A 25264-nucleotide genomic window follows, 5' to 3' on the forward strand; every position below is an offset into this window, starting at 1 on the left:
TGAGAAGAGGACGTGACCGCCTGGCGGTCACGTCCTCTTCTCATCGGCACGGTCGCCGTGCGTTACTCGCGGATCGTCGCTCCGAAGCGACTGCCGGCGAGCGCCGAGCCGGCGAGCTTGGCCGCGCTGGCTTCGGCGGCCGTGAGGGTGTGATCGCCCGAGCGGAACCGGAGGGCGAAGGTCAGGCTCTTCGTGCCCTCCTCGAGCCCCTGGCCCCGGTAGTCGTCGACGAGGCGGACGTCCTCGAGGAGCTCGCCGGCGCCCTCACGGACCGCGGCGAGCACGGCGGCGGCCGGCACACGATTGGCGACCACGAGGGACAGATCCTGCGTCGCCGCCGGCATGACCTGGATGGGGCTCGCAGCCACGGTGGCGGGGGCCGCCGCGATCACCGCGTCGAGGTCGAGCTCGAGCGCGGCGACGGTGCGCGGGAGGTCGACCGATCGCGCGACGGCCGGCAGCAACTCGCCCGCGAATCCGATCGGAGCACCGGAGACGCTCAGCGCCGCCGTCCGTCCCGGGTGGAAAGCGTGGTGACTGCCCTGCGTCACATCGATGCGCACGCCCGTCGCGAGGGCGACGACCTGCACCGCCGCGAGCACGTCGGCGAGACCGGCGGGCACGGCGGACTCGCCCACGCGCTTGGGAAGACGATTGCCGAGCGCGACGACCGACACATGGCGCGGCTGCGGCGGAATCCCGTCCTGGAGCTTCGCGAGCTGCTCCGGTGTCGGTCGAGCGGAGCCGGCCGGCAGCTCGCGCTGACCGTACGACCGCCCGCGCGCCGGTCGGAAGACCGTGCCGGACTCGAAGATCGTCAGGTCGGTCAGTCCGCGCGACTGGTTCCGGCCGGCGATCGCGAGGAGGCCGGGCAGGAGCGAGGTGCGCAGGAACGGCACGGTGGCGTCGAGCGGGTTGGCGACGCGCACGGCCTCCGGGGTGTCCCCATCAGGGGCTCCGAAGAGCGCGTTCTGCTCGGCCGACACGAACGGGTAGGCCAGGACCTCGGTCGCGCCCCACGCGGCGAGCGCATCGGCGACGCGCCGGCGCAGGATCTGCGCGGCGGTGAGTCCGCGGCCGGGAGGCGCCACGGGCAGCAGGGCCGGGATCCGGTCGTACCCGAGGATGCGCGCGACCTCTTCCGCGAGGTCGGCGCGCTCGGTGATGTCGGGTCGCCACGACGGAGGCGTGACCGCGAGGTCGGCGGCGGAATCGTCGACGACGCACCCCACCTCACGAAGGGCCGCGATCGTCTCCTCGCGATCCGCTTCGAAACCGACGAGACCGGACACGTATCCCTCGGGGAGGGTGATCGCGCCGGAGGTCTCGGCGTCATCGATGACCGTCGTCTCCTCGTCGACGCTGCCGCCGGCGAGCTCCACCAGCAGCTGCGCCACACGATCGGCCGCGTTCGACGCGACGTTCGGGTCGACCCCGCGCTCGAAGCGCTTGGACGCCTCGCTCGGCAACTTGTGCCGACGAGCCGTGCGCGCGATCGAGACGGTGTCGAAGCGGGCGGCCTCGATGAGGATGTCCCGTGTTCCGTCGCCGATCTCCGTCGTCGCTCCACCCATGACACCCGCGAGGCCGATCGGGCCGGAATCGTCCGTGATGAGGAGGTCCTCGCTGTGGAGCGCGCGGTCCTGTCCATCGAGCGTCGTGAGCCGCTCGCCGGGCTCGGCTCGGCGCACGACGATCTGACCACGGAGCGTCGCGAGATCGTAGCCGTGGATCGGCTGACCCATTTCGAGCATCACGTAGTTGGTGATGTCGACGGGCAGGGAGATCGACCGGATCCCTGCAAGGCGCAGGCGGGACGACATCCACTGCGGCGTCGCCCGGCTCACGTCGACACCGCGCACCGTACGCGCGACGAAGACGGAGGCTCCCACGCGGCCGCGGATCGGCGCCTGGTCCTGGATCGCGACGGGGTACCCGCCCTCACGGGCAGCGGGGCGATCGAACGCCTCGGCGGGGTCGGTGAACGCGGCACCCGTGGCGTGCGCGTATTCGCGCGCCACTCCCCGGATGGAGAAGGCGTAGCCGCGGTCCGGCGTCACGTTGATCTCCACGGCCGAGTCGTCGAGACCGAGCAGCGCGATGACGTCTGCACCCACCGGGGCGTCGGCGAGGCCGAGCTCGGTGAGGCGCAGGATGCCGTCGTGCTCGTCACCCAGACCGAGTTCCTTCGAGGAGGCGATCATGCCGTCGGACACGTGGCCGTAGGTCTTCCGTGCCGCGATCGGGAACGGCCCAGGCAGCACCGCGCCCGGAAGCGTGACGGCGACCTTGTCGCCGACGAAGAAGTTGGACGCCCCGCACACGATGCCGTGCACGCTCTCGCCGCCATCGGCCGCGGTCTCGCCCTCGGGCGCGACGCGCACCTGGCACCAACGGATCGTCTTGCCGTTCTTCTGCGGCTCCTCGACGAATTCGAGGACCTCGCCGACGACGATGGGGCCGGAGAGGTCGGTCCGGTGGATCTCCTCCTCTTCGAGACCCACGCGCACGAGTGCAGCGTGGACGTCCTCAGGGGTCGTCCCCTGTGAGAGCTCGACGTACTCCGCGAGCCAACTGAGCGGAACCCGCATCGTCACACCACCATCCCGAACTGCTGGGAGAAACGAATGTCTCCCTCGACCATGTCGCGCATGTCCTGCACGTCCGAGCGGAACATGAGGGTGCGCTCGAGCCCCATGCCGAAGGCGAAGCCGGAGTAGACCTCCGGGTCGATCCCCGCCGCGCGCAGGAGGTTGGGGTGCACCATGCCGCAGCCGCCCCACTCGATCCAGCGGGCGCCGCCCGAGAAGGTGGGGTGCCAGAGGTCGAGCTCGGCGCTCGGCTCGGTGAAGGGGAAGTAGCTCGGGCGCAGGCGGATCTGCGCCTCGTCGCCGAAGAGCGTGCGCGCGGCGTGCTCGAGCGTGCCGCGCAGGTGGGCCATCGTCAGCCCCTTGTCGACGGCGAGGCCCTCGAACTGGCTGAAGACGGGCGTGTGTGTGGCGTCGAGCTCATCCGTGCGGTACGTGCGTCCGGGCGCGAGGACGTACACCGGCAGCTCGCGCTCGAGGAGCGCACGGATCTGCACGGGCGACGTGTGGGTGCGCAGCACGAGGTGCGAGTCGACGGGATCGACGAAGAACGTGTCCTGCATGGCGCGCGCCGGGTGGTCGGCGTCGAAGTTGAGCGCGTCGAAGTTGAACCACTCGCTCTCGACCTCGGGGCCTTCGGCGATCTCCCACCCCATACCGACGAAGACGTCGGAGACGCGCTCCTGCAGGAGGGTGAGGGGGTGCCGGGCGCCGGGACGGTAGGCCGTCGCGACGGCGGTGACGTCGACGGTCTCGGCGGCGAGGCGTGCGTTCTCCTCCTCCACGACGAGCTCCTGCTCGCGCGCGGCGACCGCCTGGTTCACGCGACCGCGGGCCTGGCCGACGAGCTTGCCGAGCGAGGCCTTCTGGTCGGGGGCGACGTTGCGCAGTTCACCGTTCAACCGGGCGAGCGTCGAACGCTCCCCCGTGTGCTCGGCGCGGACCTGCTTGAGCGAGGCGGAATCGGTCGCGGACGCGACGGCGGCGAGCGCCGCATCGACCGCGGCGGAGACGCCGTCTTCCGTGATGGGAGTGGGTTCGGACACGATCACCAAGTCTAGTGAGTGATCGTGGGACCCCACGGCCTCACAAGCCGCCGATGCCTCCGGAACCCGAGGCCTCTGCCTGCAGCGACGCCGCCTTCGTCGAATCGAGGATGGTCTTGTCGGACTTCCTCTTCGCACCCGCGCGCTTGCGCTCCTCGCTCCGGGCGACCCACCGTGCGAGCCATGACAGGAGCAGATTGATCGTCAGGTAGATCGCGAGAGCGACGAAGAACAGCGAGAACATGTAGCGGTTGCCGTAGAAGTTCGCGAGGTAGTTCGTGGTCTGACGCAGCAGCTCCGGGTACCCGACGATGTAACCGAGCGACGTGTCCTTCAGCAGGACGACGAGCTGCGCGATGATGATCGGCAGCATCTGGCGGAACGCCTGGGGGAACTCGATGAGGAGCCGTGTGCGCAGCGGTGAGAGTCCGAGGCTGAGCCCGGCCTCCCGCTGTCCCTTCGGCAGCGACGCGATGCCCGCGCGGAGCGCCTCGCCGATGAGTGTGCCGTTGTAGACGATGAGTGCCGAGACGACGGCCCAGAGCGCACCGGTCGAGAAGACGAGCAGGATGAAGAGCATCATCAGGAGCACGGGCATACCGCGGAAGAACTCGATGAGCACGGTCGTCGGGATGCGCACCAAGGGGTTGGCAGCCGTCCGCAGGATGGAAAGGATCACGCCGAGGATCACCGCACCGACAGCACTGATACCCGCCGCCTGCAGCGTGGCGATCGTCGCCCGCCCGATCGATTCCCAGACGATGGCCTCGGAGAAGATGTCCCAACGGATGGGATCGAACATGCCGGGAAGGATGACTCCGCCGGAACTCGGGCGGGGGGCCGCAAGGGTCATGACGACCCACGCGAGACCGGCGGCGATCGCAACGATTCCGACGATGGAGAGAATGCGGGACAGACGCCGGGCCTTGGGGCCGGGGGCGTCGAAGAGGACAGCTGAGCCGCTCATCGGGTCACCGCGACCTTCCGCTCGAGGTGCGCAGCCACTTGGCCGAGCGGGACGGTGATGACGAGGTAGAAGAACGCGACGCCGAGCAGGACGGCGATGACGGCGTTGCCGTTGGCGTTCACGAGTGCGCGCCCCACGCCGAACAGCTCCGTCACGTAGAACGCTCCGGCGATCGACGTGTTCTTGGTGAGGGCGATGAAGACGTTGATGAGGGGCGGGATGGTCATCCGGATGGCCTGCGGGAAGACGATGTGGCCGACGGTCTGACCGAAACCGAGCCCGAGGCTGCGCGCCGCTTCGGCCTGGCCGAGCGCGACGCCGTTGATGCCGGACCGCAGTGCCTCGGCGACGAACGGCGATGTGTAGACGGAGAGCGCGATGAGCGCGAAGGAGAGGTACGGGAAGTCGACTCCCAGAATGGGCAGGACGATCGCGCAGAAGAACATCACGAGAGTGAGTGGGGTGCAGCGGACGATCTCGGTGTACACGGTGGCGAAACCACGGAGAGAGGCGACCGGGGAGATGCGGAAGACCGCGATGACGACACCGATGACGGTGGCGAAGACAGCGCCCACGAGGGTGAGTTGAAGGGTCACGAGGAACCCCGTCCAGTAGACGGGGAGGTTGTCGAAGATCACCTGCACGGGCGAGGCCTCTCTAGATGGAGCGGAAGGAGACGAGCGGTCCCCTGTGGCAGAACCACGGGGGACCGCTCGTCAGCGGGTCATTCCTCGTAGCGGTCGACCGCGGGCGGCTCGACGTACTCGAGGACCGTTCCGGCGGTGTCGGTCCAGGCCTGCTCGTACGAGCCGTCCTCGTAGGACTCCTCGAGGACGTCGTTGATCCAGTCGCGGAACTCGACGTCGTCCTTGGCGAGGCCGATGCCGTAGGGCTCCTCCGTGAAGGGCTGGCCGACGACCTTGAACTCGCCCTCGTTCTGGGCGGCGAGACCGGCGAGGATCACGTTGTCCGTGCTGACGGCGACGACCTGGCCCGTGCGGAGCGGCTCGAGGCAGTTGGCGTAGGTGTCGGTCAGGACGACCTCGGCACCGAGAGCGGTGAGGTTGTCGGCCGGCGTGGAACCGGACACGGAGCACACGGGCTGGCCGACGAGGTCGTCCTCGCTCTCGATGTCCTCGTTGTCCGCGAGGGTCAGGATCGACTGACCGGCCTCGTAGTACGGGCCGGCGAAGGAGATGACTTCCTTGCGCTCATCGTTGATCGTGTAGGTCGCGATGACGATGTCGACCTGGCCGTTCTCGATGAAGGGCTCACGGTTGGCGGAGACCGTCTCCTCCCACGTGATGTCCTCGGCGGCGATGCCGAGCTTCGCGGCGATGATCTTGCCGATCTCGACGTCGAAGCCGACGGGCGTGCCGTCGGGGCCCACCAGGCCGAAGAGCGGCTGGTCGAACTTGGTGCCGATGGTGATGGAACCGGCCTCGGAGAGCTCGGCCATCGTGCTGCCGGCCGCGAACTCCGGCGACTCCTCGACCTCGGCGCCCGGGTTGGCCGTATCGCTCGAACCGCCACAGGCGGCGAGCGCGAGCGCACCGGCGGCCGCCATGGCGACCAGCGAGAGCTTCTTACGCATCATGGGATATCCCTCTTCTTGGTTTGTACTGCTGCTGTGTTTCCTGGCCGCCGAGGCGACGAGGTTCTGGGGCCACGAACGCGGAGCGTCAGTGGTTGAGGATCTTCGACAGGAAGTCCTTGGCGCGATCCGACTGGGGGTTGGAGAAGAACTGCTCGGGCGTGGCCTGCTCGACGAGCTGGCCGTCGGCCATGAAGAGAACCCGGTCGGCCGCCTTGCGGGCGAAGCCCATCTCGTGGGTCACGACGATCATCGTCATGCCTTCTTTGGCGAGCCCGACCATGACGTCGAGGACCTCATTGATCATCTCGGGGTCGAGCGCGCTCGTGGGCTCGTCCATGAGGATGAGCTTGGGGCTCATGGCGAGCGACCGTGCGATCGCGACGCGCTGCTGCTGGCCGCCGGAGAGCTGCGCGGGCATCTTGTTCGCCTGGTTCGCGACGCCGACGCGCTCGAGGATGCCCATGGCCCGCTCGGTCGCGTCCTTCTTCGACATCTTCTTCACCTTGATGGGGGCGAGAGTGACGTTCTCCAGCACCGTCTTGTGTGCGAAGAGGTTGAAGGACTGGAACACCATGCCGACGTCGGCACGGAGCTTCGCGAGGGCCGCTCCCTCCTCCGGGAGCTTGTCGCCGTCGATCGTGATCGTGCCGGAGTCGATGGTCTCGAGGCGGTTGATCGCCCGGCAGAGGGTGGATTTACCCGACCCGCTCGGCCCGATGACGACGACGACCTCGCCGCGGGCGACGGTGGTGTTGATGTCCTTCAGGACGTGGAGCGCTCCGTAGTGCTTGTTGACGTTGTCCACGACGACGAGGGGTTCACCCAGCTTCGCCACGGGAACGGACGTCGTTTCGGGCATGAAATTGTGCTCCATGCCTCCACGGTATGTGAGGGTGTGTTACCTCCGTATGTCAGGGAGTCTCCGTTATGGAGTTGTGACCACCCCGGCACCTGTGGACGACGAGTCAGGAACGCTGAGCGAAGGCGCTCTCGTAGAGGCAGACCGAGGCCGCCGTCGCGAGGTTCATCGACTCGGCGCGCCCGAAGATCGGCACGGTCACGGCACGATCCGCGAGACCGAGGAACTCGTCCTCGAGCCCGTGTGCCTCGTTCCCGAAGATCCATGCGGTCGGCTCACCGAGCACGCCGTCGCGACGCACGTCGAGCAGACTCTCGCCCTTCACGTCGGCCGCGAGCACGCGCAGGCCGGCCTCGCGGGAGCGTCGGACGACGTCGGACAGGTCGGCGTCGACGGAGACGGGGAGGTGGAAGATGGATCCCGTCGTCGAACGCACGACCTTCGGGTTGTACAGGTCCACGGAACGGCCGGTGAGCACCACGGCGTCGGCACCGGCTGAGTCCGCGGCCCGGATGATCGTGCCGAGGTTGCCGGGGTCCCGCACCTCTTCGAGGATCGCGAGCAGTCGCGGCGGCTCCGCGAACACGTCCTTGAGGGCGGTCGGGAACTGTCGGCACACGGCGACGACGCCTTGAGGGGTCACGGTGTCTGCGAGGGACGCGATGACGTCCTCCGTGACGAACTCGACCTCGAGGCCCGCCGCCAGAGCCGCCTCCGCGACGTCGGGGTGACGCTCGAGCGCCGTCGGGGTCGCGAAGAACTCCAGGACGAGCTCCGGACGCCACGTCAAGGCCTCCCCGACGGCCTGAGGGCCCTCGAGGAGGAAGAGTCCCGTCTCCTGTCTGGCCGGTCGCTTCGAGAGCTTCGCGACGGCTCGGATTCGCGGGGAGCGCGGGTTGTCGATCACGCGATCAGTCTAGGCGCGACACCGGTGGAGCCGAGGGCGACAGGCCCGGTCGCGGCGGGAATCCACGCCCCGGAACGAGCAGCTGTGCGGCCGGGACTCCCCCGGATACGACGGAACCGGCCGGGGTATCCCCGACCGGTTCCTGTTCGTGCTGGTGGAACGCTGCTTACGCGGCGTTCTCGGTGCGCGGCGCCGACGTGTCGGCGGGCAGCGCTGCCTTGGCGCTCTTCACGAGAGCGGCGAAGGTGGTGGGCTCGTTCACCGCGAGCTCGGCGAGCATGCGACGGTCGACCTCGATGCCGGCCAGGCCGAGGCCCTGGATGAGCCGGTTGTACGTGAGGCCGTTCGCACGGGACGCCGCGTTGATGCGCTGGATCCACAGGCGACGGAAGTCACCCTTGCGGGCACGACGGTCACGGTACGAGTAGACCAGGGAGTGGGTGACCTGCTCCTTGGCCTTGCGGTACAGGCGCGAACGCTGGCCGCGGTAGCCCTCGGCCCGCTCCAGGATGACGCGACGCTTCTTGTGGGCGTTGACCGCCCTTTTTACTCTTGCCATTTCTTACGTATTCCTTGCGTTCGTGTCAGCGGATCAGATGCCGAGGAGCTTCTTGATGACCTTGCGGTCCTGGGGGGCGACGACCTCGTCCTTGTTCAGGCTGCGCTTGCGCTTGCCCGACTTGACCTCGAGGTTGTGGCGCATGCCCGCCTGCTGCTTCATGATCTTGCCGGTGCCGGTGACCTTGAATCGCTTCTTGGCACCGGAGTGCGTCTTCTGCTTAGGCATTCTTTTCCTCCTGCTTTGCCGCCTTGTTCGCGGCACGTTGTGCGTTGGCCTCTGCTTTGGCCTCCGACTTGTTCTTGAGCGGACCGATGATCATCACCATGTTGCGTCCGTCGATCATGGGGCTCGATTCGACGGTGCCCAACTCGGCGACGTCCTCGGCGAACTTCTGGAGGAGCCGCACGCCCAGCTCCGGACGCGACTGCTCGCGGCCTCGGAACAGGATCATGGCCTTCACCTTGTCGCCATCCTTGAGGAAGCCTTCAGCGCGCTTGCGCTTGGTCTCGTAGTCGTGGCTGTCGATCTTGAGGCGGAACCGAACTTCTTTGAGGATCGTGTTCGCCTGGTTGCGCCGGGCCTCCTTGGCCTTCTGCGCAGCCTCGTACTTGAACTTGCCGTAATCCATGATCTTGGCCACTGGCGGCTTCGAGTTGGGTGCGACCTCGACGAGATCCAGGTCGGCGTCCTGCGCGAGACGCAGGGCGACCTCGATCTTCACGACGCCCACCTGCTCTCCGCTCGGGCCAACGAGGCGGACTTCGGGGACGCGAATACGGTCATTGGTACGGGGATCGCTGATGCGTGGCTCCTCTTCTAGAGACTTCCGGCCACTCAGCCGGACGGACGTCCGGCGAGGCGAAAGGAGAGAACCACTCCACGAGTGCGACGAATCGCTCTCGGCACCGCACCCGAACCGTATCGATTTCGAGGAATGAACCACGGATTCGAGACTGGTGTTCTACCGGAGAGAGCGGATCCTCACGGATCCTCTCGCACCGGCGGAGTGCAACGACCCGGTAACCTGTAATCGGTCAAGCGCGGGTGGGATGTTATCCACTTTCGTACCGGGATATGGAAGTCCCGGAGCCCGAAGCAGTCTAGCAGAGGAATGTAGTGAGCACGAACGACAACGCATCGAGCACGACCGAGCCGACCGAGGGCGGATCCATCCGCTTCGAGGACGCCTCCGAGACCACCGTGGCCGACGTCACCCGGGACATCGCCGACGTCGCCGCGGTCGAGGTGATCACCACCACGGCGGTCCACCTCATGAGCGCGGCGGCGGTCAAGTGCGGGCTCGCCGACGACCCGGAGTCCCAGCAGGACCTCGACGAGGCCCGCAAGCTGATCAACGCACTCGCCGGCCTCATCACGGCGGCCGCCCCCGAGGTGAGCGACATGCACGCCCGCAGCCTGCGGGACGGCCTCCGCTCGCTCCAGCTCGCCTTCCGCGAGGCGTCGAGCATGCCCGACCCGATCGGTCAGGGCCCGGGAGAGAAGTGGACGGGTCCGGTCAACTGACCCATCGGGCCGTCACTCGCTCGCCGTGAGCTTTACGGCGAGCGAGTCGACGCGCGTCGCGATGACCTCGTCGGCGGCCCAGCGCCGCGCGAGTCTCTCGAGGATCTGATCGAGCTCCGTCCGAGTGAGCCCCGAGATGAGTTCGAGGACGACCTGCACCTCCGGCGCCAGCAGACGAGCGCTCGGGTCGCCGTGTCGCACGACGACCGAGATCACACCGAGTTCCGTCGCGATGGAGGCATCGAAGGCCGCGTAGACCTCCGGATCGATGGCCGCCGACACCCAGGACTCGCCTTGCGCGACCGCCCAGACGGCGGGGCGGCGGAGTGCGAACTCGGTCTCGCTCCCCGGATCGACGACGACGAGTTCCGTGCCCTCGGACGCGGCCGCGAGAGCCACGCGCGTCCCATCGGCGGGAACGGGGCGGGCCGTGGTGTTCCAGCGGGACATCGCGGCGACCGAGGAGAACACGGGCAGCACGTCGCGCCCGTCGGGGCCTGCGACCGACACGATCGAGAGCTCCTGCGTCTTCTCGACGCGGAGGCCCTTCTCGTTCTCCTCCACTCCCCCGGCCTCGGCCACGAGGGGGATCAGGAAACGCGCGGAACGGAAGACGTCCACGACGTCGCCGTGGGTGGCCTCACCGCGTCGGAAACGGGCGAGTACGTCGATCAGCTCGGGCGGCGGCGAACCGTCGTCTCCCGCGTGCGCTTGATCGTGGTGCCCGAAGGACCGGTTGGCCCACGGCCGACCGGCGGAATCCGCCTCGTCAGTCGGACGCGACATCCAGGGCCTCTGCGAGCGTGAACGCCCCCGCGTAGAGCGCCTTGCCCACGATCGCCCCTTCGAGCCCCTGGGGCACGAGTGCGCGGAGCGCCGCGATGTCGTCGAGGCTCGATACGCCGCCCGAGGCGATGACGGGACGGTCGGTCCGGTCCATGACCTGCTCGAGGAGCTCGATGTTCGGGCCGCGCAGCGTGCCGTCCTTCGTCACGTCGGTGACGACGTAGCGCGCGCAACCCGCCTGCTCGAGCCGGTCGAGCACGCTCCAGAGGTCGCCGCCCTCCTGGGTCCATCCGCGCGCCGCGAGGGTGGTCCCGCGCACGTCGAGTCCCACGGCGATCGCCTCGCCGTACTGACCGATGACGTTGGCCGCCCATTCGGGGTTCTCGAGCGCCGCGGTGCCGAGGTTGATGCGCTTGGCCCCGCTCGAGAGGGCCGCTTCGAGGGAGGCGTCGTCGCGGATACCGCCGGAGAGCTCGACGTTGACGCCGCGCACCTGCCGGATGACCCGGCGGATGACGCCCGCGTTGTGCCCACGACCGAAGGCCGCGTCGAGATCGACGAGGTGGATCCACTCGGCGCCCTGACCGGCCCAGTCGGCCGCGGCGTCGACGGGGTCGCCGTAGTTCGTCTCGGTGCCGGCCTCGCCCTGCGTCAGTCGCACGGCCTTGCCTCCCGCGATGTCGACGGCCGGAAGCAGCACGAGGTCAGGGGACTGGTTGAACTCGCTCATGGTGTTTCCTCGATCGGGTCGGAGACGTACGGCTCGCAAGCCGCACACGATCCTAGTCAGGTCAGAGCGATCCGAGCCAATTGGACAACAGGCGGATGCCGGCGTCGCCGGACTTCTCGGGGTGGAACTGCGTCGCCGAGAGCGGGCCGTTCTCCACAGCGGCGAGGAAGCGCTCCCCGTGCGTCGCCCAGGTCAGCTGGGGCTGCGGGAAGGGAGCCTCGACCTCGAGCGACCAGTCCGAGGCGGCGTAGGAGTGGACGAAGTAGAACCGCTCGTCCTCGATGCCGTCGAAGAGCACGCTCCCCGCGTCGGGTTCGACCGTGTTCCATCCCATGTGGGGAAGGACGGGCGCGTCGAGGCGCGTGACGCTGCCGGGCCATTCGCCGAGACCCCCGGCCTCGGTCCCCCGCTCGACGCCGCGCTCGAACATCACCTGCATCCCGACGCAGATGCCGAGCACCGGCCGACCGCCCGCGAGCCGCTTGTCGACGACCTCTCCCCCGCGCGCCGCGGTGAGCGAGTCCATGACGGCCGAGAACGCACCGACCCCGGGCACGAGGAGACCGTCGGCCTCCATCGCCGCCGTGCGATCCGACGTCAGTTCCACGTCGCCGCCTGCGCGCTCGAGCGCTTTGACGGCCGAGTGCACGTTGCCCGACCCGTAGTCGAGGACGACGACGCGGGGCCGCCTGCCGCTCACAACGCACCCTTCGTCGACGGGATGCCGACGACGAGGGGATCGAGCGACTTCGCCTGGCGGAAGGCACGCGCGAACGCCTTGAACTCGGCCTCCGCGATGTGGTGGGGATCGCGACCGGCGAGCACGGACACGTGGACCGTGAGTGCCGCATTGAATGCGATCGCCTCGAAGACGTGGCGGATCATGGACCCGGTGAAGTGTCCGCCGATGAGGTGGAACTCGAAGCCCGCGGGCTCACCGTCGTGCACGAGGTAGGGACGACCGGAGATGTCGACGACCGCGCGCGCGAGCGCGTCGTCGAGGGGCACGTGGGCATCGCCGTAGCGCGAGATGCCCTCCTTCGTGCCGAGCGCCTCGCGGATCGCCTGGCCGAGCACGATGCCGGTGTCCTCGACGGTGTGGTGGACGTCGATGTCGACGTCGCCGGAGGCCGTCACGGTGAGGTCGGTGAGCGAGTGCTTCGCGAAGGCCGTCAGCATGTGATCGAAGAAGGGCACACTCGTGTGGATCTCGCTCTGCCCCGTGCCGTCGAGATCGATCCGGAGATCGATCGAGGATTCCGAGGTCACCCGCTGGATGTGGGCGACGCGGTTGCCGATGCTCATGCCATCGAGTCTACGTCGGCGAGAGCATCGAGGAACGCGGTCGTCTCGGCCTCGGTGCCCGCGGAGACGCGGAGGCACCCGTCGATCGCGAGGTCTCGGACGAGGATGCCGCGCTCGAGGAGCGCCTCGAAGACGGCGTGCGGGTCGCGCACTCCCCCGAAGAGCACGAAGTTGCTCTCGCTGCGATACGGACGGTACCCGAGTTCGCCGAGACGCGTGACGATGCGATCGCGCTGACGACGGATGTCGTCGACCATCGCGAGCATCTCGTCGCTGTGCCGGAGCGCGGCGACGGCGGCCGCCTGCGTGAGGGCCGACAGGTGGTACGGCAGTCGGACGAGTCGCAGCGCATCCGTGACCGCCGGCGCGGCGGCGAGGTAACCCAGGCGAACGCCTGCGAACGCGAAGGCCTTGCTCATGGTGCGCGAGACGAGCAGGCGGTCGCGGCCCGCGAGCAGGCTGAGAGCACTCGGCGTGCCGTCCGGCGCGAACTCGGCGTAGGCCTCGTCGACGACGACGATTCCGCGCGCCGCCTCGTAGACGGCCTCGATCGTCTCGATCGAGAGCGGGGTCCCGGTCGGGTTGTTCGGAGAACAGAGGAAGACGATGTCCGGATCGTGTCGCTTGACGGCCGCCGCGGCGGTCTCGGGCGAGAGCTCGAAGTCCTCGTCGCGCGGGGCGCCGATCCAGCGGGTGCCGGTCCCGTCGGCGAGCAGCGGGTACATCGAATACGTGGGGTCGAAACCGAGCAACGAGCGGCCAGGGCCGCCGAAGGCCTGCAGGACCTGCTGCAGCACCTCGTTCGACCCGTTGGCGGCCCAGAGGTTGTCGGCGGTCAGGCCGTGGCCGAGATATCCGGCGAGTGACGAACGCAGGTCGAGGAATTCGCGGTCGGGATAGCGGTTGACACCCAGGACCGCGACGGCGAGCGACTGGACGATGTCCCGAGCGACCGCCTCGGGGATCTGATGCGTGTTCTCATTGACGTTCAGAGCAACCGGCACGACCTTCTGGGGGGCACCGTAGGGGGACTTGCCACGCAGGTCGGCGCGGACGGGGAGGTCGTCGAGGGAAGTCACTCGACGAGCCTACCGATCGCTCGCACCGACGCGTCCAGAGCACCCCGGGAGACGGAGCAGCGGCGACTCAACCCGTGTAGGCCACCGGGATCGCGATCCGCTGGCCGGCGTCGACCGACGACGTGGACATCTGGTTGAGCGACACGATGTCGGCGACGACATCGCGCGGGTCGGACGCCGGAGCGATGCGCTCGGCGACCTGCCACAGAGACTCCCCCGCACTGATCGTGAGGTAGTCGAACTCGACGACGGCGGAACTCGACGACGTCGCGATGGCGGAGGTTGCACTGACACCCGCAACGACGCCGGCGACGACGAGGGGGCCGACGAGGAGCGACGTGAGGACGAGGCGTCCGCGACGCGTGATGCGCAAGTGCGACCCGGTGTTCGACGTACGGTTCGCGGACGCACGGTTCGCGGACGCACGGTTCGTGAATCCACCGGTCGTGGTGATTGCAGTCATTGGTGCTCTCCTCGTTCTGTAAGGAAGCGAGTTCGCTTCGAGGCCTCGGCCGGGAGGACTCGAAGCGAATCTCTGTTCCGAATATATCTTCGAATGTTCGAACACGCAAGCGCGATGTTCGTACGGATCTCGCACCGGATCCACGACACACTCGAACGAATGTTTGGTTCACTCGTGCGGCACGGATACAGTTTCGATTGTCGAGAGACAGCAGATCACGAGCCACCGACATTCGGTCGTCGGGGCGGAACGGCGGGCATCATGAGCAACGGCACGAACGAGAGACGCGGCGCGGATGCGTCCGTCTCGGACGCATCGGCCGAGCGACAGGGGACGCGGCGCCGCAAGAGCCTGAGCGACAAGCAGCGCTCGATCCTCGACATGATCCAGCGCTCCGTGAGTCAGCGCGGTTACCCGCCGAGCATGCGCGAGATCGGCGACGCCGTCGGTCTCGCCTCACTCTCGAGCGTGACGCATCAGCTCAACCAGCTCGAGCTGTCCGGATACATCCGGCGCGACCCGAACCGCCCACGCGCGCTCGAAGTCCTCATCGAGCTCCCGTCGAACGCCTCGGCATCACTCGACTTCGAGAACAGCACGCCCGTGGGCGACGCAGCGATGGTCCCGCTCGTCGGGCGAATCGCGGCCGGAGTGCCCATCACGGCGGAACAGCATGTGGAGGAGGTCTTCCCCCTCCCCCGTCAGCTCGTCGGCAAGGGCGACCTCTTCATGCTCAAGGTCGCGGGCGACTCCATGATCGACGCAGCGATCTGCGATGGCGACTGGGTCGTGGTCCGGTCGCAGCGCACCGCCGAGAACGGCGACATCGTCGCGGCGATGCTCGACGAAGAGGCGACCGTCAAGGTCTTCCGCCAGCGCGACGGACACACGTGGCTCCTCCCGCGGAACTCCAACTTCGAGCCGATCCTCGGTGATCAGGCCGAGGTCCTCGGCAAGATCGTCGCGGTCCTGCGCTCGGTCTGAGCCACGCCGTCGTCGGCCGGGGCTCGAACGCCATCGGCCATCGCCCCGTGATGACGCCGGTCGTGCCCCGGTGTCAGTCCTCGTCGGGCGCGGTGTTGGGGCGGCTGGCCGTCACGAAGCCCTCGAGCTGGGCGGCGATCTCCTCGCTCACGAGCGCCTCGACCTTCGTGCCCTCCTCGACGTAGTCGAGGGAGACGACCTGTGCCCGACGGTGCAGCATGGAGATGAGTTCCCCCCGGTCGTACGGCACGAGCGCCTCGATGACGACGCTCGGTCGAGGCAGCAGGTCGGCGATCCGATCGAGGATCTCCTGCACGCCCTCTCCCGTGCGGGCCGAGGCGAAGATGCCGTCCGGAGCCAGACCGCGGAGGACGAGACGGTCATCCTCCGAGACGAGGTCGCTCTTGTTGAACACGATGATCTCGGCGATGTCGCGTCCGCCGACGTCGCCGATCACGTCGCGCACGGTGGCGATCTGCGAGGCGGGGTCCGGGTGCGACGCGTCGACGACGTGCACGATCACATCGGAGTCGGCGACCTCCTCGAGCGTCGAGCGGAACGCCTCGACGAGCTGGTGAGGCAGGTTCCGCACGAAACCGACCGTGTCGGCGAGGGTGAAGGTGCGGCCGTCCTCCGTGCGCGTGCCGCGGACCGTCGCGTCGAGGGTCGCGAACAGGGCGTTCTCGACGAGCACACCGGCCCGGGTGATGCGGTTGAGCAGACTCGACTTGCCGGCGTTGGTGTACCCGGCGATCGCGACGCTCGGGACCTCGTTGCGCTTGCGGTTGGCCCGCTTCGCCTCGCGCGCGGGAGCGAATCCCTTGAGCTGCGTCCGCAGCTTCGCCATGCGCGTGTTGATACGACGTCGATCGAGCTCGATCTTCGTCTCACCCGGTCCACGTGATCCCATACCGGCACCGCCGGCGGCCTGTCCACCGGCCTGGCGGGACATCGAGTCTCCCCAGCCGCGGAGTCGAGGGAGGAGGTATTCGAGCTGCGCGAGCTCGACCTGCGCCTTGCCCTCGCGACTCGTGGCGTGCTGGCTGAAGATGTCGAGGATCACCGCGGTACGGTCGATGACCTTGACCTTCACGACGTCCTCGAGCGCGCGACGCTGGCTGGGTGCGAGCTCGGTGTCGGCTACCACGGTGTCAGCTCCGAGGGAGGCCACGATCGCCCGCAACTCCTCCGCCTTGCCCTTGCCGAAGTACGTGCTCGGGTCCGGGTGGGGACGGCGCTGGAGCAGACCGTCGAGCACGACGGCTCCGGCGGTCTCGGCAAGGGCAGCGAGCTCGCGGAGGGAGTTCTCGGCGTCCTGCAGCGAACCCTGCGAGTACACGCCGATGAGGACGACGTTCTCGAGACGCAGCTGTCGGTACTCGACCTCGGTGACGTCCTCGAGCTCGGTGGACAGGCCGCCGACGCGGCGCAACGCCTGTCGGTCCTCGCGGTCGAACTGCTCGCCGTCGGAGCCGTCGCCGTTCGATGTCGACGGATTCTGCAGGGCCTGGGCTCGGCCGGATCCGAACATCGAGTATCCGGCGGACGGCCGACCGGCCGCCGCCAGCACGCGGTCGACGGCGTCGTCTTCTGGTGCGTCAGGAGGGGTCTGGTTCATCCGGTTAACCCTACTCTCTGGCTCTCCTGTACCGTACGGACTATGGCAGGCGACCACTATTTCACCTCATCGCCGGACAGCGACGAGGGCTTGCGGCCGCTCTCCGTGACCCTCGCCGGCGCCCCCCGCCGCCTGCAGACGGCCGGCGGTATCTTCAGCCCCGACCGCATCGACATCGGTACGGCCGTGCTCCTGGCCGCCGTTCCCTCGCCTCCTCCCGGAGGCGATCTCCTCGACATCGGGTGCGGCTGGGGACCGATCGCCCTCAGTCTCGCTCTGGAGTCGCCTCGGGCCACGGTCTGGGCGGTCGACGTGAACGAACGTGCCCTCGGTCTCGTGCGGCGGAACGCCGAGGCCCTCGGCCTCGACAACGTGCGCGCCGTCCTTCCCGACGAGGTGCCGGATGACGTCCGTTTCCGCACCATCTGGTCGAACCCGCCGATCCGCGTGGGCAAGACGGAGCTGCACGGCCTGCTCGAGCGCTGGCTGCCGCGCCTCCTCCCCGACTCCGACGCCTACCTCGTCGTGCAGCGGAACCTCGGATCGGACAGCCTGCAGCGCTGGCTCGACGGGACCCTCCCCGACGATCTCGGCGTCATCCGGTCGTCGACCTCGAAGGGCTTCCGCGTCCTGCGGGTGCGTCGCCAGCCGGAGGCCCCGATTCTCGAGGACTGAGTCCCGACGCCCTGCGATGCCGTCTCAGGCCAGGTCGAGCGTCCCCGTGTAGACGAGCTCGGCGGGGCCGGAGAGCGAGACGTGCTCACCGTCCTCCGCCGCGAACATCCGGACGCCGAGCCGCCCGCCGGGCACGTCCACGCGCCAGTGGTCGGGGGCGCCACGCCCGGCCCAGTGCCGGATCGCGAGAGCGGCGGCGACGACACCCGTTCCGCAGGACAGCGTCTCGCCGGAGCCGCGTTCGTGCACGCGCATGCGGATCCGTCCGACACCGTCACTGACGAGGGGGTCGTGGGGCACGACGAGCTCCACGTTGGCGCCCGCGTGCGGCTCCGGGTCCAGTTGGGGTGCGTAGGCGAGATCGGCGTCGGTCAGTTCCTCGTCGTTCGCGAGTGCGACGACCACGTGGGGGTTGCCCACGTCGATCCCGAGGCCCGGTCGCGGCACCGACACGTCCTTGATCCGCACGAGCGGTTCACCGCCCTCGAGTCCCCAGCGACCGAGGTCCACCTGGAATCCGTCGACCCCGCGCTGGACGTCCTTGACACCCGCCCGCGTGGCGATCGCGAGGGTGTCGCCGGTCTCGAGCGTCGCGAGACCGGTGTCGACGAGGTAGCGGGCGAAGACACGGATACCGTTGCCGCACATCTCCGCCACGGAACCGTCCGCGTTGCTGTAGTCCATGAACCACTCCGCCTCTGGCGCGCCGGCGAGGGTCGCGGCCGCCTCGGGCACGTTAACGGTGCGGATCGCCCGGATCATCCCGTCGGCGCCGACGCCGAAGTGGCGATCGCAGATCGCGGCGATCTGGGCCGGAGTGAGTGTCGAATCTCCGTCCGGATCCGCGTAGAGCACGAAGTCGTTGCCCGTCCCGTGGCCTTTGGTGAATTCGATCGTCGTCGGCATGGCTCAATTCTAGGCGGGCGGAATCCCGTCGCGGATCGGCCGGACGGCCGCGAACGCCTGGTCCGCGAGCCCCTCGTGGCCCGATGCGAGGACGGTCGCCCCGTCGTAGCGACGGAACCATGAGACCTGGCGCCGAGCGTAGCGTCGGGTGAGTCGTTGGGTGTCCGCGATGGCCTCGTCGCCGCTCATGACGCCGTCGAGCTGGGCGAGCGCCTGCGCGTAGCCGATCGCGCGGGACGCCGTGACCCCGGATCGGAGCCCCGCCTCCTCGAGGAGCCGGACCTCCTCGAGGAGGCCGTCGGCCCACATCCGACCGACGCGGGCATCGAGCCGCGAGACGAGGTCCGCCCGCGGTGCGGTGAGGACGACGATGTGCGACTCCGGGGTGGCCGACTGCTCCGGCAGGAGACCCGTCGAAGACTCCCCCGTGATCTCGGCCACTTCGAGGGCCCGGACCAGGCGTCGACCATTGCTCGAGCCGATCCGGCCGGCGGCCTCCGCGTCGATTGCTGCGAGCCGCTCGAAGAGGGCTCCGGGGCCGAATCGTTCGAGGTCTCCCTCGAGACGCTCGCGTACCTCCGGATCGGTTCCGGGGAACGAGAAATCGAAGAGCACGCTAGAGAGATAGAGCCCCGAGCCGCCGACGAGGATGGGGACGACGCCTCGATCGGAGAGCTCGCGGATCAACCGTCGCGCCTCGAGCTGATAGCGGGCGACCGATGCCTCCTCCGTGACCTCGAGCACGTCGAAGAGATGGTGAGGCACGCCCCGACGCTCGGCGGGCGGGAGCTTCGCGGTGCCGATGTCCATGCCGCGGTAGAGCTGCATCGCGTCGGCGTTGACGATCTCTGCGGGGACGCCCTCCGCCGCGAAGCGCTCGGCGAGGTCGAGGGAGAGGTCGCTCTTACCCGTCCCCGTCGGGCCCCCGATGGCGACGACGCGCGTGGGACGCTGCTCGGTCACCGCCGGTCGTCGTCGAGATGGTAGATGGGGGACGTCCCGATCGAGCGCGACGTCGCGGGCTCGCCCCGGCCGACACGCAGGGAGGGCAGGCCGAGCGATACCGCGCGACGTCCGTCTCCGCCCACGGGCGTCGGGACGGCGCAGGACTCGGCCTCCGAGCGGTCCCAGGCGTCGCCCGAGCGCGTGCGACGGACGGCACCGTCGCCCGTCGCCTCGGCGAGCAGGTGCCAGGGGGCGGCGTAGGTCACCGTCGCCGTGACGATGTCACCGGGGCGGGGGCGCGCAGCCCCGTCAGGAAGAGCGACGTGGACGAGCCGGGAGTCCTCCGCCCGACCGGAGACGCGGTCCGTCTCGGCGTCGCGCTTGCCTTCCCCGGCCGACACGAGCACCGCGACCTCACGACCGACCTGCTTCTGGTTCTCCTCGAGGCTGATCCGGTCCTGCAGTGCCGTGAGTCGCTCGTACCGCTCCTGCACGACCGCCTTCGGGATCTGCTCCCCCATGGTCGCCGCGGGCGTCCCGGGACGGATGGAGTACTGGAAGGTGAAGGCGGACGCGAAACGGGACGCTTCGACGACGCGGAGCGTGTCGGCGAAGTCCTCCTCGGTCTCGCCGGGGAAGCCGACGATGATGTCGGTGGAGATCGCAGCATGGGGAATGCGGTCCCGCACGCGGTCGAGGATGCCGAGGAAGCGGTCGCTCCGGTAGGAGCGCCGCATCGCCTTCAGCACGCGATCGGAACCCGACTGCAGCGGCATGTGGAGCTGCGGCATGACGGTCGACGTCTCGGCCATGGCGTCGATGACGTCGTCGGTGAAGGCGGCCGGATGGGGGCTCGTGAACCGGATGCGCTCGAGGCCGTCGATGGTGCCGGCGGCACGGAGGAGCTTGCCGAAGGCGGCCCGGTCACCGAACTCGACACCGTAGGAATTGACGTTCTGACCGAGGAGCGTGACCTCGATGGCGCCGTCGTCCACGAGGGCCTGGATCTCGGCGAGGACGTCGCCCGGGCGACGATCCTTCTCCTTGCCGCGCAGTGCCGGCACGATGCAGAACGTGCACGTGTTGTTGCAGCCGACGGAGATGGAGACCCACCCGCTCGACGTCGATTCCCGTCGTGTCGGGAGGGTGGACGGGAAGGTCTCGAGCGATTCGAGGATCTCAAGCTGCGCTTCACCGTTGTGACGTGCTCGTTCCAAGAGGCTCGGGAGCGACCCCATGTTGTGCGTCCCGAAGACGACGTCGACCCACGGCGCCTTCTCGAGGATGACGTTCTTGTCCTTCTGGGCGAGGCATCCGCCGACGGCGATCTGCATCCCCTCGTGGGAACGCTTGATGCTCGCGAGCTGCCCGAGGTTGCCGTAGAGCTTGTTGTCCGCGTTCTCGCGGACCGCGCAGGTGTTGATGACGACGACGTCGGCATCGACACCGTCGGCACGAACGTACCCGGCGGCCTCGAGGGAGCCGCTCAGCCGTTCGGAGTCGTGCACGTTCATCTGGCACCCGAAGGTGCGCACCTCATACGTGCGAACCGGGGTCGCGCCGGTTCCATCGAGAGACGCGGCGGCCGGGAATGCGGGGGTCGTGATCGTGCTCATGGTGCCGTCAGTCTACGGCGAGGCCCCGGCGACGATCGTGTCGACACCGAGACCCGGCCCTCAGCGGAAGCGCGGACCGCTCGAACCGGCGGGACGACGCCGGACGATCTCCGAGACGATGTCACGGACGAGCCCGCCCGGATACCCACGACGCGCGAGGAACCCTGACAGGCGACGCTCCATGGTCTGGGCATCGAGGGAGCCCATCTGCCCGGCTCGCTTCTCGGCGACCTGGAAAGCGACGCGACGCTCTTCCCCGTCGTCGATCTCGGAGAGCGCCTCCGACACCACGTCGGACGCGAGACCGCGTGCCGTGAGGGCACGACCGACCGCGCTCTTGCTCTGCCCCTTCTTCTCGGAGAGGCGCCGTGTGAGCTCCTCGGCGAGCGTGTCGTCGTCGACGTAACGGAGATCGATGAGGCGGGCGACGAGGTCTTCCGTCTCGGAACCATCGAGACCGTTCTCTGCGATGAGGGACCGGACCTCCTTCTCGCTCAGCGCCTTCCGTGAAAGAGCACGGAGCACCCGCTGTTCGACGATGGCCCGGTCGACGACCTCGGGTTCATTGTCCGGCTCGTCCGTGTCCAGGTTGGTTCCCGAGCTCAGTCGGGATTCCGAGGACATCCCGGTACGCTTTCGCGCGCCCGACTCGGGACCGAGCCCCGAGATCGACGTCACGACAGCGTTGCTCTCCCGTTCCGCGACCGTCGCAGCCGACGCGTTCGTCGCCGAATCATCCGCACCCTCGGACTCGACGACCCGTCCGTCCTCCCGATCGGGCGCGGTGGCATCGGCCGTCCCCGACGTCGTGCGACGGACCGCTCTATCGGACGAGGCCGATCTCATTTCCGACAGATAACTGACGGGGGCCAGATGATGATCGACGGCGAGATCGGCCTCGTTCGAGTCGGTCGACCACTCACGCACCGCGGCGAGCCGCCAGCTCGTCGTCGGCCGCAGCGTCTTCCTTCGCGACGCCGATGCCGAGCTTGACCTTGATCTTGCTCTCGATGTCGGCGGCGATGTCGGGGTTCTTGAGGAGGAAGTTGCGGGCGTTCTCCTTGCCCTGGCCGAGCTGCTCGCCGTCGTACGTGTACCAGGCACCGGACTTCTTGACGATCGTGTGCTCGACACCGAAGTCGATGAGGCTTCCCTCTCGCGAGATGCCCACTCCATAGAGGATGTCGAACTCGGCCTGCTTGAACGGCGGAGCCATCTTGTTCTTGACGACCTTGACGCGCGTGCGGTTACCCACGGCGTCCGTTCCGTCCTTAAGGGTCTCGATGCGGCGGATGTCGAGGCGAACGGAGGCGTAGAACTTGAGCGCCTTACCGCCGGCCGTGGTCTCGGGGCTTCCGAAGAATACGCCGATCTTCTCACGCAGCTGGTTGATGAAGATCATCGTGGTGTTGGTCTGACTGAGACCACCCGTGAGCTTGCGGAGGGCCTGCGACATGAGGCGCGCCTGGAGACCAACGTGGGAGTCGCCCATCTCGCCCTCGATCTCGGCCCGCGGCACGAGGGCCGCGACGGAGTCGATGACGATCATGTCGATCGAGCCCGAGCGGACCAGCATGTCCGCGATCTCGAGCGCCTGCTCTCCCGTATCCGGCTGGGATACGAGCAGCGCGTCGATGTCGACACCGAGCTTCTTCGCGTACTCCGGGTCGAGGGCGTGCTCGGCGTCGATGAAGGCGGCGATGCCGCCGGCACGCTGTGCGTTCGCGATGGCGTGAAGCGTGAGCGTGGTCTTACCGGACGACTCCGGTCCGTAGATCTCGACGATCCGGCCACGGGGAAGTCCTCCGATACCCAGCGCGACATCGAGCGCGATCGAACCGGTCGGGACAACCGCGACGGGGGCGCGCTCGTCACTTCCGAGGCGCATGACCGACCCCTTGCCGAACTGGCGGTCGATCTGGGCGAGGGCTGTCTCGAGGGACTTCTCGCGGTCTGCGGGTGAGGGCATGGGATCCTTCTCTCTCATGAAGTGCGATGCGCCTATAGGCTGCCGGAACGGCAAGGCTGGAGCGTGAGGCGTTGGTGTCTCCGACGTTAGAAGGCACCACCGACATTGGCCGATGGAGCCGTCGGATCGGTGGAGAACCGACGCCTTCCGCTCCTGGGGACGACGCTAGCAGGATCCGAACACACGTTCGAACAGCGCTCCTCGGCGTGTCGAAGATCGATTCGGTCTCAGCTGCGCGGCTCGGGTCGCCCGACGCCCGCTCGGCGGCTCACCGGCACGTCCGTCTCGTCGCACAGGGCGAGCCAGACGGTGCGCACGTCGACCCCGGCGTCGATGGCTTCCTTCGCGGTCCGTCCCCCGAGGCGCGGAAGCGAGAGGTCGTTGACCAGGACGCGTCCGTAGCCCTCGCCGAACTCGTCGACGATCGCGATCTCGAACTCGCTGCGCTTCATGTGACTCCAATCGAACGTTCCTGCCGGGGCCGGACACCGACGCCTACCGTAGGCCCTACGGCCCCGCCCACGGAGAGACCCCACCGAGCGGATGGCTCGATGGGGTCTCGTCTCACCACGTGGGGTGGTGGATGCACATGTGGCTCAGCCGGCGACCAGGTCGGCGTCGAGCTCGGCGACGAAGTCGTCCGGAACGGTGTCCGGGATGGGGTCGATACCCTCGAGCACCGCGAGGCGGTCCCCCACCTCGCGCATGATCACGGAGATCGGCGTCTCGAGAGCCTCAGCGACAGAGGCGAGGATCTCGCTCGATGCTTCCTTCTGGCCCCGCTCGACCTCGCTCAGGTAACCGAGTGCGACGCTGGCCTTGCTGGCGACCTGGCGGAGCGTGCGCCCCTTCTGCAAGCGGAAGTCCCGCAGGACATCGCCGATCTCTTGACGTACCAGAACCATGGGAGCCTCCCCTTCTGCGTGTCAGCCTTGCGGCCCCCGCCGGTGCGGATGAGTAACGCTACTACATCCATCGATTGCGAAAACTGTACTGCCCATCACTGGGGTTTTCGTGTGTGTACGCGTGATGTAACGGCGAGTTAACGCACGGTATTCCCGAGCATCTCGAGCGCAAGATCGACCGTCGCCGCACGGACGGACGAGCGGTCCCCGTCGAAGGCCGCCTCACGCACGTCCACCTCGTCCCCGTGCGCGACGGCGACGAAGACGGTCCCGGCCGGGTGGCCGCCCTGGCTCGCCGGTCCGGCGACCCCGGTCGTCGCCACTCCGATGCTCGCGGGACCTTGCGATGTCGCGAGCGCCACGCGGACGCCGATGGCCATCTGGCGCGCCACCTCCGGATGAACGGGCCCCTGCTCGTCGAGCAGGTCGCGGTCGACACCCAGCAACGAGGCCTTGAGCTCTGTGTCGTACGCCACGACTCCTCCGCGGACGACCGCGGACGCGCCGGCCGGGGAGATGAGCGCGGACGCGAGGGCCCCGCCCGTGAGCGACTCGGCGACGGCGACCGTGTGCCCGGAACCCTCGAGCGCCGCCATCAGGTCGGCGACGACGGACGTCACGAACGGTTCCGTCGGGCGACGCGGGCACCCCGCGCCTCGGCGGCGATGTAGTCCACGCCGCTCGCGACGGTGAGGACGAGCGCCGCGGCCATGAGCACGCCGTTCACGACGAGCATCCAGTCACCGAGGAGCGCCGGGAGGGGCGCGAGCGCGAAGGAGATCGCGACGGCCTGCACGACCGTCTTGAGCTTGCCCATCCATGCGGCCGCGACCACGTGATCGGACAGGACGACCATGCGATGCACGGTGATGCCGACCTCGCGGACGAGGATGACGATCGTCACCCACCACGGCAGCTCGTCGAGGATCGACAGGGCCACGAGCGCTGACCCTGTGAGCACCTTGTCGGCGATCGGATCGAGGAGCTTACCGAGATCGGTGACCTGATTGCGGCTCCGGGCGATGTGCCCGTCGATGCCGTCCGTGGCGATCGCTATCACGAAGAGGGCGGTGGCCGCCCAGCGCAACGAACCGTCGGCACCGGCATCCGCGAAGAGCAGCCAGAGAAAGACGGGAGCGAGCAGTATCCGCACGATCGTGATCGTGTTGGGGAGGTTGAGGTTCGACGTCCTCGGAGCCACCCCCGACGCCGGCGGCACGGATGACGGCGGCC

Annotated in this window: 29 protein-coding genes; 3 read left to right on the plus strand and 26 right to left on the minus strand. The window is 68.4% G+C overall.

Features of this window, described 5'->3' with window-relative positions; genetic code table 11:
- Positions 1-62: 62 nt before the first annotated feature.
- The 10 genes from pheT to infC all read right to left on the minus strand — a co-directional run bounded on the left by pheT (position 63) and on the right by infC (position 9328).
- A complete protein-coding gene (gene pheT, locus ELQ94_RS05855; RefSeq protein ID WP_127050105.1) occupies positions 63-2591 on the minus strand; it encodes a phenylalanine--tRNA ligase subunit beta in 2529 nt (842 codons plus the stop codon).
- 2 nt (positions 2592-2593) lie between these two features.
- Positions 2594-3634 carry a phenylalanine--tRNA ligase subunit alpha gene (gene pheS / locus ELQ94_RS05860; RefSeq protein ID WP_127048138.1) on the minus strand — a complete coding sequence of 347 codons (1041 nt, stop codon included), beginning with the start codon at positions 3632-3634 and terminating at the stop codon, positions 2594-2596.
- 40 nt (positions 3635-3674) lie between these two features.
- The gene (locus ELQ94_RS05865; protein WP_127048140.1) at positions 3675-4601 is read right to left on the minus strand and encodes an amino acid ABC transporter permease; all 927 of its coding nucleotides are present in this window, start codon (positions 4599-4601) and stop codon (positions 3675-3677) included.
- Positions 4598-5245 carry an amino acid ABC transporter permease gene (locus ELQ94_RS05870; RefSeq protein ID WP_127048142.1) on the minus strand — a complete coding sequence of 216 codons (648 nt, stop codon included), beginning with the start codon at positions 5243-5245 and terminating at the stop codon, positions 4598-4600. Before ELQ94_RS05870 ends, ELQ94_RS05865 begins: the two co-directional genes overlap by 4 nt.
- 80 nt (positions 5246-5325) lie before the next feature.
- Positions 5326-6198: a glutamate ABC transporter substrate-binding protein gene (locus ELQ94_RS05875; RefSeq protein WP_127048144.1), complete on the minus strand. Its 873-nt coding sequence runs from the start codon at positions 6196-6198 to the stop codon at positions 5326-5328.
- 85 nt (positions 6199-6283) lie between these two features.
- Complete coding sequence (locus ELQ94_RS05880) at positions 6284-7072, minus strand: amino acid ABC transporter ATP-binding protein (RefSeq protein WP_424976875.1); 789 nt, start codon at positions 7070-7072, stop codon at positions 6284-6286.
- Between the two features lie 91 nt (positions 7073-7163).
- Positions 7164-7964, minus strand: a complete 801-nt coding sequence (locus ELQ94_RS05885; RefSeq protein WP_127048146.1) for a TrmH family RNA methyltransferase — start codon at positions 7962-7964, stop codon at positions 7164-7166.
- A gap of 166 nt (positions 7965-8130) precedes the next feature.
- Positions 8131-8523 (minus strand): 50S ribosomal protein L20, encoded by a 393-nt coding sequence (rplT, locus tag ELQ94_RS05890; protein ID WP_127048148.1) that lies wholly within the window; start codon positions 8521-8523, stop codon positions 8131-8133.
- 33 nt (positions 8524-8556) lie between these two features.
- Positions 8557-8751: a 50S ribosomal protein L35 gene (gene rpmI / locus ELQ94_RS05895; protein ID WP_127048150.1), complete on the minus strand. Its 195-nt coding sequence runs from the start codon at positions 8749-8751 to the stop codon at positions 8557-8559.
- A complete protein-coding gene (gene infC, locus ELQ94_RS05900; RefSeq protein ID WP_127050109.1) occupies positions 8744-9328 on the minus strand; it encodes a translation initiation factor IF-3 in 585 nt (194 codons plus the stop codon). The genes rpmI and infC overlap by 8 nt, the downstream gene beginning before the upstream one ends.
- A gap of 368 nt (positions 9329-9696) precedes the next feature.
- Here infC and ELQ94_RS05905 point away from each other — a divergent pair, with 368 nt between their 5' ends.
- Positions 9697-10050 (plus strand): DUF1844 domain-containing protein, encoded by a 354-nt coding sequence (locus ELQ94_RS05905; protein ID WP_127050111.1) that lies wholly within the window; start codon positions 9697-9699, stop codon positions 10048-10050.
- Positions 10051-10062: 12 nt separating this feature from the next.
- On the opposite strand, the gene ELQ94_RS05910 is transcribed toward ELQ94_RS05905, so the two are convergent.
- The 6 genes from ELQ94_RS05910 to ELQ94_RS05935 all read right to left on the minus strand — a co-directional run bounded on the left by ELQ94_RS05910 (position 10063) and on the right by ELQ94_RS05935 (position 14413).
- On the minus strand, positions 10063-10836 hold the full coding sequence (locus tag ELQ94_RS05910; protein WP_127048152.1) for an SseB family protein: 774 nt from the start codon (positions 10834-10836) through the stop codon (positions 10063-10065).
- Entirely contained in the window at positions 10820-11566 is a 747-nt protein-coding gene (gene priA / locus ELQ94_RS05915; protein WP_127048154.1) for a bifunctional 1-(5-phosphoribosyl)-5-((5-phosphoribosylamino)methylideneamino)imidazole-4-carboxamide isomerase/phosphoribosylanthranilate isomerase PriA, read from the minus strand. Before priA ends, ELQ94_RS05910 begins: the two co-directional genes overlap by 17 nt.
- Positions 11567-11627: 61 nt before the next feature.
- Entirely contained in the window at positions 11628-12266 is a 639-nt protein-coding gene (gene hisH / locus ELQ94_RS05920; protein WP_127048156.1) for an imidazole glycerol phosphate synthase subunit HisH, read from the minus strand.
- On the minus strand, positions 12263-12871 hold the full coding sequence (gene hisB, locus ELQ94_RS05925) for an imidazoleglycerol-phosphate dehydratase HisB (protein WP_127048158.1): 609 nt from the start codon (positions 12869-12871) through the stop codon (positions 12263-12265). The genes hisH and hisB overlap by 4 nt, the downstream gene beginning before the upstream one ends.
- A complete protein-coding gene (locus ELQ94_RS05930; protein ID WP_127048160.1) occupies positions 12868-13950 on the minus strand; it encodes a histidinol-phosphate transaminase in 1083 nt (360 codons plus the stop codon). Before ELQ94_RS05930 ends, hisB begins: the two co-directional genes overlap by 4 nt.
- Before the next feature lie 67 nt (positions 13951-14017).
- Complete coding sequence (locus ELQ94_RS05935) at positions 14018-14413, minus strand: LysM peptidoglycan-binding domain-containing protein (protein ID WP_127048162.1); 396 nt, start codon at positions 14411-14413, stop codon at positions 14018-14020.
- Positions 14414-14674: 261 nt separating this feature from the next.
- Between ELQ94_RS05935 and lexA the strand changes: the two genes are divergently transcribed.
- Positions 14675-15397 carry a transcriptional repressor LexA gene (gene lexA / locus ELQ94_RS05940; RefSeq protein WP_127048164.1) on the plus strand — a complete coding sequence of 241 codons (723 nt, stop codon included), beginning with the start codon at positions 14675-14677 and terminating at the stop codon, positions 15395-15397.
- A 73-nt stretch (positions 15398-15470) separates the two neighbouring features.
- Here lexA and hflX read toward each other — a convergent pair whose 3' ends face one another.
- Entirely contained in the window at positions 15471-17015 is a 1545-nt protein-coding gene (gene hflX, locus ELQ94_RS05945; RefSeq protein ID WP_127048167.1) for a GTPase HflX, read from the minus strand.
- A 42-nt stretch (positions 17016-17057) separates the two neighbouring features.
- Here hflX and ELQ94_RS05950 point away from each other — a divergent pair, with 42 nt between their 5' ends.
- Positions 17058-17690 carry a class I SAM-dependent methyltransferase gene (locus ELQ94_RS05950; RefSeq protein WP_127048169.1) on the plus strand — a complete coding sequence of 211 codons (633 nt, stop codon included), beginning with the start codon at positions 17058-17060 and terminating at the stop codon, positions 17688-17690.
- Positions 17691-17714: 24 nt separating this feature from the next.
- Here ELQ94_RS05950 and dapF read toward each other — a convergent pair whose 3' ends face one another.
- The 9 genes from dapF to pgsA all read right to left on the minus strand — a co-directional run bounded on the left by dapF (position 17715) and on the right by pgsA (position 25232).
- Entirely contained in the window at positions 17715-18596 is an 882-nt protein-coding gene (gene dapF / locus ELQ94_RS05955) for a diaminopimelate epimerase (protein WP_127048171.1), read from the minus strand.
- Between the two features lie 9 nt (positions 18597-18605).
- Entirely contained in the window at positions 18606-19559 is a 954-nt protein-coding gene (gene miaA, locus ELQ94_RS05960; RefSeq protein WP_127048173.1) for a tRNA (adenosine(37)-N6)-dimethylallyltransferase MiaA, read from the minus strand.
- Complete coding sequence (gene miaB / locus ELQ94_RS05965) at positions 19556-21157, minus strand: tRNA (N6-isopentenyl adenosine(37)-C2)-methylthiotransferase MiaB (RefSeq protein WP_127048175.1); 1602 nt, start codon at positions 21155-21157, stop codon at positions 19556-19558. Before miaB ends, miaA begins: the two co-directional genes overlap by 4 nt.
- Positions 21158-21217: 60 nt before the next feature.
- Entirely contained in the window at positions 21218-21781 is a 564-nt protein-coding gene (locus ELQ94_RS05970; protein WP_166404666.1) for a regulatory protein RecX, read from the minus strand.
- Between the two features lie 295 nt (positions 21782-22076).
- Entirely contained in the window at positions 22077-23126 is a 1050-nt protein-coding gene (gene recA, locus ELQ94_RS05975; RefSeq protein WP_127048179.1) for a recombinase RecA, read from the minus strand.
- Positions 23127-23353: 227 nt separating this feature from the next.
- The gene (locus ELQ94_RS05980; protein ID WP_127048181.1) at positions 23354-23578 is read right to left on the minus strand and encodes a DUF3046 domain-containing protein; all 225 of its coding nucleotides are present in this window, start codon (positions 23576-23578) and stop codon (positions 23354-23356) included.
- Between the two features lie 144 nt (positions 23579-23722).
- Complete coding sequence (locus ELQ94_RS05985; RefSeq protein ID WP_127048183.1) at positions 23723-24031, minus strand: helix-turn-helix domain-containing protein; 309 nt, start codon at positions 24029-24031, stop codon at positions 23723-23725.
- A 137-nt stretch (positions 24032-24168) separates the two neighbouring features.
- The gene (locus tag ELQ94_RS05990) at positions 24169-24651 is read right to left on the minus strand and encodes a CinA family protein (RefSeq protein ID WP_279432476.1); all 483 of its coding nucleotides are present in this window, start codon (positions 24649-24651) and stop codon (positions 24169-24171) included.
- Complete coding sequence (gene pgsA / locus ELQ94_RS05995) at positions 24648-25232, minus strand: CDP-diacylglycerol--glycerol-3-phosphate 3-phosphatidyltransferase (protein ID WP_127048185.1); 585 nt, start codon at positions 25230-25232, stop codon at positions 24648-24650. The genes ELQ94_RS05990 and pgsA overlap by 4 nt, the downstream gene beginning before the upstream one ends.
- Positions 25233-25264 lie beyond the last annotated feature (32 nt).

This window comes from Labedella endophytica (genome assembly GCF_003990045.1).
In the GTDB taxonomy this organism is placed as follows: domain Bacteria; phylum Actinomycetota; class Actinomycetes; order Actinomycetales; family Microbacteriaceae; genus Labedella; species Labedella endophytica.